Source organism: Brevundimonas sp., assembly GCF_035998205.1.
Classification (GTDB): domain Bacteria; phylum Pseudomonadota; class Alphaproteobacteria; order Caulobacterales; family Caulobacteraceae; genus Brevundimonas.
Genome location: NZ_DASYHT010000006.1, coordinates 140,508 through 152,644, shown reverse-complemented (window position 1 = coordinate 152,644; position 12,137 = coordinate 140,508). Strand labels below are relative to the sequence as shown.

Annotated in this window: 12 protein-coding genes; 4 read left to right on the top strand and 8 right to left on the bottom strand. The window is 73.7% G+C overall.

What is annotated here, in order from left to right:
* Positions 1-162 precede the first annotated feature (162 nt).
* Entirely contained in the window at positions 163-948 is a 786-nt protein-coding gene (locus tag VGN74_RS10755) for a hypothetical protein (protein ID WP_327448017.1), read from the bottom strand.
* 93 nt (positions 949-1,041) lie between these two features.
* Here VGN74_RS10755 and VGN74_RS10750 point away from each other — a divergent pair, with 93 nt between their 5' ends.
* Together VGN74_RS10750 and VGN74_RS10745 are read left to right on the top strand one after the other, a co-directional pair.
* Complete coding sequence (locus VGN74_RS10750; protein ID WP_327448015.1) at positions 1,042-2,421, top strand: leucyl aminopeptidase family protein; 1,380 nt, start codon at positions 1,042-1,044, stop codon at positions 2,419-2,421.
* Positions 2,422-2,491: 70 nt separating this feature from the next.
* Positions 2,492-3,319, top strand: coding sequence for an NlpC/P60 family protein (locus VGN74_RS10745; protein WP_327448014.1), 828 nt, complete (start codon positions 2,492-2,494; stop codon positions 3,317-3,319).
* A gap of 82 nt (positions 3,320-3,401) precedes the next feature.
* Here the strand turns inward: VGN74_RS10745 and VGN74_RS10740 are convergent, their stop codons facing one another.
* Complete coding sequence (locus VGN74_RS10740) at positions 3,402-4,097, bottom strand: cytochrome c family protein (RefSeq protein ID WP_327448012.1); 696 nt, start codon at positions 4,095-4,097, stop codon at positions 3,402-3,404.
* 152 nt (positions 4,098-4,249) lie between these two features.
* On the opposite strand from VGN74_RS10740, the gene VGN74_RS10735 reads away from it, so the two are divergent.
* Positions 4,250-4,969, top strand: a complete 720-nt coding sequence (locus VGN74_RS10735) for a 3-deoxy-manno-octulosonate cytidylyltransferase (RefSeq protein WP_327448010.1) — start codon at positions 4,250-4,252, stop codon at positions 4,967-4,969.
* A gap of 198 nt (positions 4,970-5,167) precedes the next feature.
* Here VGN74_RS10735 and VGN74_RS10730 read toward each other — a convergent pair whose 3' ends face one another.
* A complete protein-coding gene (locus tag VGN74_RS10730) occupies positions 5,168-6,211 on the bottom strand; it encodes a ribonucleotide-diphosphate reductase subunit beta (protein WP_327448008.1) in 1,044 nt (347 codons plus the stop codon).
* Between the two features lie 150 nt (positions 6,212-6,361).
* Here VGN74_RS10730 and VGN74_RS10725 point away from each other — a divergent pair, with 150 nt between their 5' ends.
* Positions 6,362-7,027: a glutathione S-transferase family protein gene (locus VGN74_RS10725; RefSeq protein WP_327448006.1), complete on the top strand. Its 666-nt coding sequence runs from the start codon at positions 6,362-6,364 to the stop codon at positions 7,025-7,027.
* A gap of 362 nt (positions 7,028-7,389) precedes the next feature.
* On the opposite strand, the gene VGN74_RS10720 is transcribed toward VGN74_RS10725, so the two are convergent.
* The 5 genes from VGN74_RS10720 to VGN74_RS10700 form a co-directional block, all read right to left on the bottom strand.
* A complete protein-coding gene (locus VGN74_RS10720; RefSeq protein WP_327448004.1) occupies positions 7,390-8,586 on the bottom strand; it encodes a serine hydrolase in 1,197 nt (398 codons plus the stop codon).
* A 64-nt stretch (positions 8,587-8,650) separates the two neighbouring features.
* Positions 8,651-9,556 (bottom strand): type II secretion system minor pseudopilin GspK, encoded by a 906-nt coding sequence (gene gspK, locus VGN74_RS10715; protein ID WP_327448002.1) that lies wholly within the window; start codon positions 9,554-9,556, stop codon positions 8,651-8,653.
* Complete coding sequence (gspJ, locus tag VGN74_RS10710) at positions 9,553-10,158, bottom strand: type II secretion system minor pseudopilin GspJ (RefSeq protein ID WP_327448000.1); 606 nt, start codon at positions 10,156-10,158, stop codon at positions 9,553-9,555. The genes gspK and gspJ overlap by 4 nt, the downstream gene beginning before the upstream one ends.
* Positions 10,155-10,532 (bottom strand): type II secretion system minor pseudopilin GspI, encoded by a 378-nt coding sequence (gspI, locus tag VGN74_RS10705; protein WP_327447998.1) that lies wholly within the window; start codon positions 10,530-10,532, stop codon positions 10,155-10,157. The genes gspJ and gspI overlap by 4 nt, the downstream gene beginning before the upstream one ends.
* A 73-nt stretch (positions 10,533-10,605) precedes the next feature.
* Positions 10,606-12,129: a hypothetical protein gene (locus VGN74_RS10700; RefSeq protein ID WP_327447996.1), complete on the bottom strand. Its 1,524-nt coding sequence runs from the start codon at positions 12,127-12,129 to the stop codon at positions 10,606-10,608.
* Positions 12,130-12,137 lie beyond the last annotated feature (8 nt).

The following is a 12,137-nucleotide window of genomic DNA, read 5'->3' as shown; positions in this document are numbered from 1 at the left end:
GGCGGAGGTCCCGGATGTCGGAAGCGATCGTTCCGGTCCCGGACGGACCCGCGCCGTCGTCGCCCCCCTCGGGCGCGACCGTTCCTTTAGCGCAGGCCGCCGTCGAGGGGCCTCACGGCCCGGTGACGGAACCGCGACAAGCGGATGACAGCGAGAGGCGCCTCAGGGGGCGCGCAGGGAGTCCCAGGTGCGGCCCGTCGCCGGTGCAGCGGCCTCGGTCCGCGCCTGCAGCCAGGCGAGGTTGGCGTCCGCCTGGTCCGGCGGCAGATTGCGGCGCAGCAGAGCCTCGGCCTCGGCCGCCTTCCCTTGCAGCCCCAGCACCAGGGCCAGGTTCTGCTGCACCTTGAGGCCGGCCCCCGGTTGGGCCGCGGCGCGGCGCAGCAGGGTCTCGGCCGCGGCCGCATCGCCGGCGGTCAGCCGCGCCATGGCGACATTGGCCAGCAGCGCCGGCTGATCCGGGGCCAGCCGCAGCCCCTCGGCCCAGGCCGCCTCGGCGTCGTCCGGGCGGCGCACCTGCTGATAGGCCACGCCGAGCAGCGACCAGACCTGCCAGTCGGTCGGGTCCAGATCGCGCGCCTGTTCCAGCGCGGCGATGCCGAAGAAGGCCTGCCCCCGCGCGATGTGCGCCCGCCCGGCGGTGAGCAGCAGGGCGCGATCGGTCGGCCAGCGCACCATGGCGGCGTCGGCCACGGCGGCGGCCTGGTCGGCCTGGCCCAGGTCGATCAGGGCGGCGGCCAGCTTCAGCGGCGCCTCGGCGTCGTCCGGCTGCGCCGCCATCTCGGCGCGCCAGAACACGGACCGGGTCAGGGCGTCGGCGCGGGCGATGTCCGCCCGCTGCTGCGGCGAGGCCGACGCCAGGGCGGCCGGGGCGGCGGCCGGCGGGGTCTGGGCGACGACCGGGCCTGCGAGGGCCAGGACGGTTGCGAGAACGGCGAGGCTGCGCGACATGGGTCGGGTCCGGATGCGGGACGTGAGCCGTGAGAGTCGCGCCCCGCCGTCAACCGACGGTTAACGTCCGGCCCGCTTCACGAAAGGCCTGCCATGCCCCGCGCCGATCTGTTCGCCCCCCACGACGCCCCCGCCCGCCCGGTCCGGCTGGTCGGCCCGGACGTGAAGCTGGACGGCGCGGCGGCCGCCTGGGCCGAGGCGCAGGGCTTCCGCGGCAAGCCCGGCCAGCTGCTGCTCGTCCCCGGCCCGGACGGGACCCCGGCCGAGGCCCTGTTCGGAACCGGCGAGCGCTTCGAGCCGGCCCGCTGCCGCGCCCTCGGGGCCGGCCTGCCCACCGGCGTCTGGCGGCTGGAGGGGCTCGCCCCCGACCTCGCCGGGCGCGCCGCCGTCGCCTTCGGCCTGGGGACCTACCGGTTCGACCGCTACCGCGCCCGTCCCGATGCCCCCGCCCCGCAGCTGGCCCTGCCCGAGGGCGTCGACGGCGCGCGGGTCGCGGATATCGTGGCCGCCGCCGCCCTGACCCGCGAGATGGTCGACACCCCGGCCGCCGACATGGGCCCGCTTCAGCTCGAGACCATCGCCCGCGAGATCGCCGGGGCGCACGCGGCCAGTCTGACCGTCATCACCGGCGACGCCCTGCTGGAGGCCAACTATCCGTCGGTGCACGCCGTCGGCCGCGCCGCCGACCCCGCCCGCGCCCCGCGCCTGATCGAGCTGGGCTGGAAGCTGGACCAGACCGCCCTGCCGCTGGTCGCCCTCGTCGGCAAGGGCGTGGTGTTCGACACCGGCGGCCTCGACATCAAGCCCGCCGTCGGCATGCGCAACATGAAGAAGGACATGGGCGGCGCCGCCCATGTGCTCGGCCTCGCCCGGCTGGTGATGCAGGCGGACCTCCCGGTGCGCCTCGTGGTCATCGTCCCGGCGGTGGAGAACGCCATCTCCGGCGACGCCTTCCGCCCCGGCGACATCCTCGCCACCCGTCAGGGCCTGACCATCGAGGTCGGCAACACCGACGCCGAGGGCCGGCTGATCCTCGCCGACGCCCTGACCCGGGCCGGGGAGCACAGCCCCGAGCTGACGCTGGACTTCGCCACCCTCACCGGCGCGGCGCGCATCGCCCTCGGGCCCGAGCTGCCGCCGCTCTATACCGACGACGAGGCGCTGGCCGCCGACCTGCTGGCCGCCGCCGCCGAAGTCGACGACCCCCTGTGGCGCATGCCCCTGTGGCGGGGCTACCGGCCGGCCGTCGAGGCCGAGATCGCCGACCTGCGCAACGATCCGGCCGGCTGGGCCCAGGCCGGCTCGGTCACCGCCGCCCTGTTCCTGCAGAGGTTCGCGCCGAAGACCGGGGCCTGGGCGCATCTGGACGTCTTCGCCTGGAACCCGCGCGGCCGCCCCGGCTGGCCCGAGGGCGGCGAGGCGCAGGGGCTGCGCGCCGCCTTCCGCCTGCTGGAGACGCGGTATCCCCGCTGAGGCCGCTGCTGTTAACGCGGCCTTCGCTCTCCCGCGCTAGTCAGAAGGCTCAAGGACGCGAGCCCGGCCGTTGACTGCACTTTCCGCCCTCGATCCGGAGACCACCCTCATCCTGGACGGCGTCGCCGCCCTGGAGCTCGAGGGGATTCTGCCGGCCCGGGCCTATCAGCCGGTCGTGCCGATGCAGGGCTGCGTCGCCGTCGCGCCGGTCCGGGAGCGCCCCGAGGACGACGGCCGCCAGCGTGACCAGCTGATCTTCGGCGAGATTTTCGACGTGTTGCACGAGGCCGACGGCTGGTGCTTTGGCCGCGGCCGCCGCGACGGCGTGGTCGGCTGGGTCGAGGCCCCCGCCCTCTCGGCGCCGGTGCTGCTGGCCACCCACCGGGTGTCGGCCCTGCGCACCTATGTCTATGCCGAGGCCGACCCACACAGCCAGCCGGTCATGCTGCTCAGCCTCAACGCCCTCGTCACCGTCCGCGGCGAGACCGGCGACTTCCTCGAGGTCGAGCGCGCCGGATTCATCGCCCGCAGCCATCTCGCGGACCTGCACGCCTTCGAGACCGACCCGGCCGAGGTGGCCGAACGCTTCGTCGGCGCGCCCTGGCAGGCCGGCGGCCGCGAAAGCCTCGGCCTCGATGACGCCGGCCTGGTGCAGCAGGCCCTCTACGCCTGCGGCCTCGGCTGCCCGCGCCGGGCCGACGACCAGGCTCGCAGCCTCGGCGTCGCCGTGTCTGCGGCCGAGGCCCGTCGCGGCGATCTGGTATTCTGGAACGGCCGCGCCGGCGTGCTGGTCGATGCGGGCCGGGTGGCCCACGCCAGCCTGGAAGCCCTGGCGGTGCGGATCGCCCCCCTGGTCGAGGTCGCCGCCGGCGCCGAACCGGCCTTCCGCCGCCCCTGAAGCGGCCTCCCCCTCCGGATCGCCCACGAAAAAGGGCGGCCCTTCCGGACCGCCCTGATCGTCTGGAGCCGTGCCGACGCCGTCAGGCCGTAGGCTGGGCCGGGCTCGTGGCTTCGACCGTCGGGGCCGCCGCGGCGCCCTCGACCGGCGCCTGGCCGTCGGCCGCCGCCTCGCCGCCTTCCACCGGGGCCTCGCCCTCGGCCGGAGCCGCCGCGCCCGGCTGACGCGCCGGATCCGGCGCCGGGATGGCGTAACCGCCCGACCCCTGCGAGCGCAGCCAGGCGATCAGGTTCACCCGGGTCTCCGTATCGCGGATGCCGGCGAACGACATCTTGGTGCCCGGGATGTGCCGCTGCGGCGCCTTGATGAACTGGTCCATCTCGTCATAGGTCCAGACCGGCGCCTCGGCCTTGTGCGCCGCGAAGGCGTCCGAATAGGCGAAGGCCGGAATGTGCATGACCGGACCGCCGATCACGGCCCACAGGTTCGGGCCGATGCCGTTGGCGCCGCCCTGGTTGACCGTGTGGCAGGCCTGGCAGCGGGCGAAGGCGGCCTCACCGGCGGCGAGGTCGGCGACCGGCAGGACGGTGCCCCAGTCCGGCGGCAGCTCGACTTCCGCGGCGCCCGACGCCTCTTCCGGCGCGTCGATGAAATAGCCCATCTTTTCCGGCGGCTTGGTCTTGTAGATGTAGCCGATCGCGTAGGGCATGCCGACCAGGACCATGGCCGTGGTCAGGCCCGCCGCGAAAATCTTGTTCCACTTCAGATCGCCGCTCATGCGCGTCGTCGCTTCCCGTCCAGTCTGAGTCGGGCCGGCGCAGGGCGCAGGCCTGTTGCGTGGGCGTCTGTTGCACGCTAGCGCGACCTTCGCAACCGGTCCGGAGGCGCCCCGGCGCCGCACGCCGCCGCCGGTCGACCCAGGAGCCCCGGATGAACCCCATCGTCGTCATCCCCGCGCGCATGGCCGCCACCCGCCTGCCAGGCAAGCCGCTGGCCGACATCGGCGGCCGGGCCATGATCCTGCGCGCCTGGGACCGGGCCTGCGCCTCGGGCCTGCGTGTGGCCGTGGCCGCAGGCGATCAAGAGATCGTCGATCTGGTGCGGGCCGCCGGCGGCGAGGCGGTCTGGACCGATCCGGCCCTGCCCTCGGGCTCGGACCGGGTTCGCGCGGCGCTGGAGACGCTGGACCCCGACCGCCGTCACGACGCCGTGGTCAATCTGCAGGGCGACATGCCCTTCGCCGACCCGGCCACCTCCACCCTGTGCGTCGAGCTGCTGGCCGAGGGCGGCGACATCGCCACCCTCGTGGCCGCCGAGGCCGATCCGTCGGACCGGACCAACCCCGATGTGGTCAAGGCCGTCCTCGCCCTGCCGGACGGCGCCGACCGCGGCCGCGCCCTCTACTTCACCCGCTCCACCCTCTACGGCGAGGGCCCGGTGTGGCGGCACATCGGCGTCTATGGCTACCGCCGTGACGCGCTCGACCGCTTCTGCGCCGCCCCGCCCTCGCCCCTGGAGCGCCGCGAGAAGCTGGAACAGCTGCGCGCCCTGGAGCTGGGCCTGACCATCCGCGCCGCCGTCGTCGCCGAAGCGCCGCTCTCCGTGGACAATCCCGCCGATCTCGACGCGGCGCGGTTGAAGGTGGCGTAGCGCCCCTCCCCCACCCCATCGTCATGGCCGGGCTCGTCCCGGCCACCCATAGACTCAGCCCTGCAAAGGTTCGCGCTTATGGGCCGCCGGGACGAGCCCGGCGGTGACGGTATGTTGGGGTGTGCGCGCGCTCACACGCCGCCGGGACAGGCCCGGCGGTGACGGTGAAAAATGCGGGCAGACAGTGCGCGCGGGCCCTCAGACCTCCGCCGTCTCCGTGCGCTTCTTCATCAGGGCGTCGAAGCTGTCCCACACGCCCTCGGCGCCGTGCCAGGCGCCCTTGGTCGCGGCCTTGGAGTACTCCGTCGCCCGGGCCTCGAAGAAGTTGGCGTGCTCCACGCCCGACAGCAGGGCCTGCAGCCACGGCAGCGGGTTCTCGGTCACGCCATAGACTTCCGGCAGCTTCAGCTGGCGCAGACGCCAGTCGGCGATGAAGCGGATGTAGGCCTTGATGTCATCGGGGGTCATGCCCTGCACTGGCCCCTGCTCGAAGGCCAGGTCGATGAACTTGTCCTCCATGGTGATGACGTGCTTGCAGCAGTCGACGATGTCGTCGGCCACGGCCTTGGTCACCGCCCCCGTCTCCTTGTTGAAGGCGTGGTACAGCTTGATGATGCCTTCGCAGTGCAGGCTCTCGTCGCGCACCGACCAGCTGACGATCTGGCCCATGCCCTTCATCTTGTTGAAGCGCGGGAAGTTCATCAGCATGGCGAAGCTGGCGAACAGCTGCAGCCCTTCGGAGAAGCCGCCGAACATCGCCAGGGTGCGGCAGATGTCGGCCTCGGTCTCGACCCCGAACTGGCCCATGTAGTCGTGCTTGTCCTTCATGGCCTCGTATTCCATGAAGGCGCCGAACTCCGCCTCGGGCATGCCGATGGTCTCGAGCAGCAGGGCGTAGGCGGCGATGTGGATGGTCTCCATGTTGGCGAAGGCCGCCAGCATCATCTTGACCTCGGTCGGTTTGAACACCCGACCGTAGCGCTCCATGTAGTTGTCCTGGACCTCGATGTCCGCCTGGGTGAAGAAGCGGAAGATCTGGGTCAGCAGGTTGCGCTCGCCGTCGTCCAGCTTGGCCGCCCAGTCCTTGCAGTCCTCGCCCAGCGGCACCTCTTCCGGCATCCAGTGGACCTGCTGCTGCTTCTTCCACATGTCGAAAGCCCAGGGGTACCGGAACGGCTTGTAGGCCGCCGAGGCGGTCAGCAGGCCGGGCAGGGCGGGCGTGATCGGCGTGATGGCGTTCATGGCGAGCGATTCCAGGGGAGCAGACAGGCCTCGCACCATGCGGCGCCCGGCCCGACTGGCCAAGCCCAAAATCGCTCATTTAGCGATCACATTTAGCCGCAGCCCCAGATGTAGTAGGTTGGCGCCAGATTCCTGGGGAGGGAAGCGGGGATGAGTTTCACGGTCTACGGCGCCGCCGGTTCAGGCTCGGTCCCGGTCGAGGCGACCCTCACCCTGCTCGACCTGCCCTTTACGGTGATCGAGGCGCCGACCTGGGAGGGAGAGGCCGAGCGGGAAAAGGTCGGGGTGGTCAATCCCATGCGGCAGCTCCCGGTCCTGATCACCCCTGAAGGCGAGGTCCTGACCGAAAGCGCCGCCATCCTGATCTGGCTGGCGGACCGGTACGCCTACCGGCCGGGCGGCGCAGCGCCCTTGGCCCCCGCGCCGGACGACCCGCGCCGCGGCCAGTTCCTGCGCTGGATGAGCTTCATCCCGGCGGCCATCTATTCGATGTACTGGGTGCGCGACGTCCCGTCCCGGCTGGCTGGCGACGATCCGGCGGACCAGGCCCGCATCCTTCATCTCACCGGCGAGCGGATCGCCGAATGCTGGGGCGTCATGGACCGGCAGATCACCCCGGGGCGGTTCCTGCTGGGCGAGCAGCTGACGGTGCTCGACCTCTATGTGACCGTGGCCAGCCGCTGGACCCCGCGTCGGCGACGCTTCGCCGAGGTCGCCCCGAACATGGCGCAGGTGGTGCAGCGCGTGGACGCCCTGCCGGCGCTGCAGGACCTCTGGTCCCGACGCTTCCCCTTCGCCGCCGGCTGGGAGGGCTGACCTCTCTCCTCCCCGTGAAACGGGGGAGCGGGCCCCTGCGAAGCCGCAGGCGAAGCAGGGTGGAGGGGGCGAGGTCAGGCGCTGCGCCCCCCACTTCACCCCCGTCATCCTCGGGCTTGACCCGAGGATCGAGCCCGACCGCCCCGCGACACCCCCCGCCCTCGCGCGACGGACCGCCTGACCCTCGGGTCAAGCCCGAGGGTGACGATGGCCCCCCTCTCCTCCCCCGCCCGCGGGGGAGGGGGACCGCGAAGCGGTGGAGGGGGCGAAGGACGAAGCGCAGTGCTGGCGGTCGCCCCCTCCACCATGCTGCGCATGGTCCCCCTCCCCCATACGCTCCGCTATGGGGGAGGAGAGGGACTTCAGGCCCCCTGGTCCACCGCCGCCCGCACCTGCTCGAGGAAGGCGTCGCGCGCGGCGCTGCGGGCGCGGCCGGTGGCGGTCGGCCAGGACGACAGGATCACCACCACCAGCCGGCGCTCCGGGTCGACGTGGATCTGCTGGCCGAAGATGCCGTTGGCCTCGAACCGCGTGCCCTCGGCGCGGGTCCACCACTGGAACCCGTAGCCCCGGTCGTTCTCCGGGAAGTCGACGTTCTGGGTCGTGGCCTGCTCGAACCAGTCCGGGCTGGCGATCTGGCCGCCCGGAACGGCGCCGCGCTCCAGCGCCATCAGCCCGACCCGGCCCCAGTCGCGCAGGGTGGCCGAGACGCAGCAGCCGCCGCTCTCCCTGCCTTGCGCGTCCAGCATCCAGAAGGCGGCGCTCTCCATCCCCGCCGGATCCCAGATCTTCGCTTTCAGATAGGCGGCCAGCGGCTGGCCGGTCGCCTGCGCCACCAGCGCCCCGATCAGGTTGGTCTCGCCGGTGTTGTAGTTCCAGCGCGCGCCGGGCGGGTGCGCCCGCTCCAGCCGGCGCATATAGGCCACCGTCGCATCCTCGCCCGGCGGCGGCGGCGTGAGGTAGAAGCGCGCCACGTCCGAGGTCGGGTCGGTATAGTCCTCGTCCCAGCGCGCGCCCGAGGTCATGGTCAGCACATGGGCCAGCGGCACGCCCTCATAGGCGCTGCCTGCGAGCTCGGGGATGTAGCGGTCCACCGGATCATTAACGCTGGCGATCTTCCCCTCCCCGATCGCCACGCCCACCAGGGTCGAGGTCAGGGACTTGGTCATGGAGAAGCTGTTCCACACGTCCTGCGGCGTCATGCCGAGGCCGTAGCGCTCCAGCCGCACACGCCCGTCCTGCAGCACCAGCACCCCGGCGATCCGCCCCGCCTCCATGTACGCCGTCGGATCAAGGCCAAGCGGCTCGCCGTCCGGCAGCGGCCGCGGGTTGGGCGAGGGCGCGATCCGCGCGTGGGGGATCAGCTCGGGCATGCGCCGCAGGTCGCGCTCGCGCCGCTCGGCCGGCCAGAACAGCACCTCCATGTCCGGCGGGATGGCGAAGGGCGTCGCGGCCGGCGCAGCAGGCGTGGGGGCGGGCGGAGTCTGCGCCCCGGCGGGAACGGCGGCGCCCACGACGGCGGCGGCGAGGGCGGGCAGGCAGCGACGCAACAGGGACATGGCGGGGCTCCGTTTCGACCCCGCGAGGAAGGCCCGGCCCCGACCCCGCGTCAAGCGCCGCGCCTCACTCCGGCGGCGTCCAGCGGGTGAGCACCGACCGCACCCGGCCATCACGGCCGACCTCGATCAGACCCGAGCGCACCGCCTCGCCCCCGGACCAGACCACCTCGGCCTCATAGGCGAAGTAGCGGGTCACGACCGTCGCCTGACCCCGCTCCACGGCGCCCACAGACAGCTCCGCCAGCGCCGGCGTGGCCCAGAAGGCGTCGACGTCGGCCCAGCCCCCGGCCGGCCGCGCCGCCAGCACCCGCCGCGCCGCCTCAACCGACAGCGTCTCCGGCGCCAGCATGGCCAGCAGGGGGGCATCGGCGGGGGTCAGGCTGTTCACATTGAACCGCGTCAGGCCCGTGGTCGGCAGGGCGCAGACCCGCGGCCGCAGCCGGGCGTAGGCCGCCGCCCCGACCCCCAGCCCGCGCAGCTCGCTCGGCTCCGCCAGCAGGCCGCCCTCGACGATCGCCGCCCCCAGCCGCGCCGCCAGCCGCTGCGCCTCGCCCGCCGGAACGCCCAGCCCCCGCTGGAAGGCCGTGAACTGCGCCTGCCCCGTCGGGCTCGGGACCAGCGCCCCGGGCGCCCCCTCGACCAGGCTGTTCAGGTTGAAGCAGGCCTGGCCGTCGCGCACGGTCAGGGTCAGCGCCCCGCCCTCGATGGGGAAGTCGAAGCGCCGGCCGTTCCACTCGGCCGGGGCCGGGGTCCGCTCCGGCGTCGCCTGCACCAGCTGGCGGATGCGCCGCCGCGCCAGCCGCTCGGCCCCGAGGGCGTACCACTGGGCCTGGGTCTGGGCCTCGACGTTCTGGGCCCGGCGGATCGAGAAGCGCACATCGTCCAGCACCACCACGGCGACGATCGACAGGATCGCCACCAGGATCAGCACGGCCAGCAGGGCCGCCCCCTCGCGCGCCGACCGGCTCATCCCGGGCCCCCGCCGACAAGGAACCACTGGGTGGTGCGGCCGAAGCGCGGCGCCGTCAGCTCCAGCGTCACCGCGTCCGGCAGGGGTTGCTGAGCCTCGGCGGGCCAGGCGGCGAAGGTGCGGCCGCTGGCGACGAAGGCGATGCGCACCTCCCGCGCGTCGGTCAGCAGAGTCTGGGTCAGGGGCGGCCCGGCCCCGGTCAGGTCCGGATAGACCCGCCGCTCGATGCGGTCCCCGTTCAGCACCCAGACCACCCGCTGCAGCGAGGCCCGCGGCCGCCCGTCCGGGTTCGCCCAGCCGGCCCTGGTCAGCTGCAGCAGCACCTCGCCCTGCCCCCCCGCCAGCGCCGGGCCGGCCCCGCCGCCCCCGCCGCCCCCGCCGCCCCCGCCGATCACCGGCCGGTCGACGGCCTGGCCCAGATCGGCGCGCAGGAGCTGACGCAGCCGCTGGAAGTCCGCCCCGGCCTCGGTCGCGGCGCGCACCACCTCGCGATTGGTCAGGGACAGGTTGAGCAGCGCCACCCCCGCCACCGCCAGCAGGCCGAAGATGGCCAGGGCGATCAGCGTCTCGACCAGGGTGAAGCCGGACCGCGCGCGCCTCATGCGCCGCTGTCCCGGAAGGCGGTCAGGCGCGCCGTCTCCTGCGCCCCGGCGAACACCCGCACGTCAATGCGCACCATGCCGGCGTCCGGGGTGGTCGCCACCGTCTGCGTCCAGCGCCAGCGGCGGTCGCCCATCACCGTTTCGCCCTCGGTTTCGCCGAAGGCCGGCGGGTTGGGCAGGGTGAGGGCCTGGACCACGATGTTGTCGGCGACGATGCCGGACAGCACCCGTGTCTCCACATGGGCCGCCGCGCGGGTGTTCTCGCCCGCCAGATTGATCAGGGCCAGCGCCGCCAGGGCGAACACGGCGAAGGCGACCAGCGTCTCCAGCAGGCTGAAGCCGGCGCGGGGATCAGGGGCGGGCGAGCAGGTCACGGGCGAACCGGGCGAGATCAGATCCCCGCCCGCTTACGACCCCAGTGTGACAATCCCGACGGCGCCGTCGGGCTCAGCGCCGCCAGAACCCGCCGCCGCCGCCCCAGCGCCGGTCGCCGACATGCCGGTCGTCCGGGACATAGCGCCCGTCGCGATCGTACCAGCCATAGCCCTGCTGGAACCGGGCGTAGCCGTCCGGATAGCCGACGCCGAAGTCCTCATAGGGATAGCCGAGGGCGCCGTCCTCCTGCCCCCACCACTGCTGCGGGTAGGAGTCGTAGACGCAGCGCCAGCCCTGGCCGCCGCCGCTCCAGTAGGGCTCGTAGCGGTCGCGCCAGCGCGGCCTGAACGACGGCCGGCACAGGTCCCGCGAATAGACGAGGTTGCCCGAGGCCTCGATCACCGCGCGCGGCTCCTCGTACAGGACCTCGCGGACGCCGGAGAAGACGTTGTCCGTGACCACCGCCCGGCCCGCCGCCGCGGCCAGACCGACGGTCCCGGCCCGCACCCGCGAGCGGTCCAGCGTCACCTCGCCGTTATAGAGCACCACGCCCTTGTCGACGCGGGTGATGCGGCTGTCGACGATGCCGACCGAAGCGCCCTCGATCGCCACGCCCTCGGCGTAGTCGGCGATCAGGGTGTTGGTCACCTCGACCCGCCCGGCCGCGCGCGCGGCCCGCACGATCAGGCCGATGGCCCGCGGACCGAAGTTGTTGGGCGTGGCGTCGCCGCGCAGGGTGACGTTCTGCAGCAGCGAGGGCTCGCCGGCGCCCGGGGTGATGTCGACCCCCGAGGTGGCGCCGACCACCGTCACCTCATAAGCCGTCAGGGTCGCGCCGTCGGCGACGATGGCCGGGGCCACCGTCTCGGCTTCCAGCACCGCATTGCGCAGATCGACCAGACCGCCGTCGGACAGGATGGCCGGCTCGTCGCCGGCGTGGCGGAAGCCGACCCGGCTGAGGATGGCCTGGCCGCCGTAGTTGGCGATGCACGGCGCCTCGCCGGCGTTGGGCGAGGCGAACACCACGTCGCGCACCTCGACCCGCACGCCGGGCGCGATGGTCAGGCACGGCAGGCCGTCGGGCGCCTGCAGGGTGGCGGCCGGCTGGCGGTTCCACTCGCGCGGATCGAAGCCCGCCCCGTCGCCGAGGATGGTCATGGGCCGGTCGATGTCGAGCCAGCCGACGCAGGGGCCGCCGCGGGCGCGCAGGATCAGGGTGCCGCCGGGGCGCACCCGGCGCACGGCGGCCTCGACAGCCCCGCTGCCCGGATTGCCGCCGCAGTCGACCAGCACCACCTCCTCCAGCACCGGCGGGCGCGGCGGCAGGGGCGGGCGGCCGTGGGGATAGCTCCCGTGGCCGAAGCGACGGTGCGCGCGCGGCCGGGCCTGGGCCGGCGGCTGCAGCAGCAGGCCGAAGTTCGGCCGGGTCTGGGCCTCGACCCGCGCCGCCGTCTGGGCGTGGGCCACATCTCCGACCAGCGGCGGCAACGCCATGGCGCCCAGCAGGGCCGCCGGCGCGGCCAGCGCCCGCACAGCGACGCGCCAGGCGCGGCTGCGGACCGGAGCGGCGGGGCGGCGGATCGTCGGGTCGGTCATCGTCACGC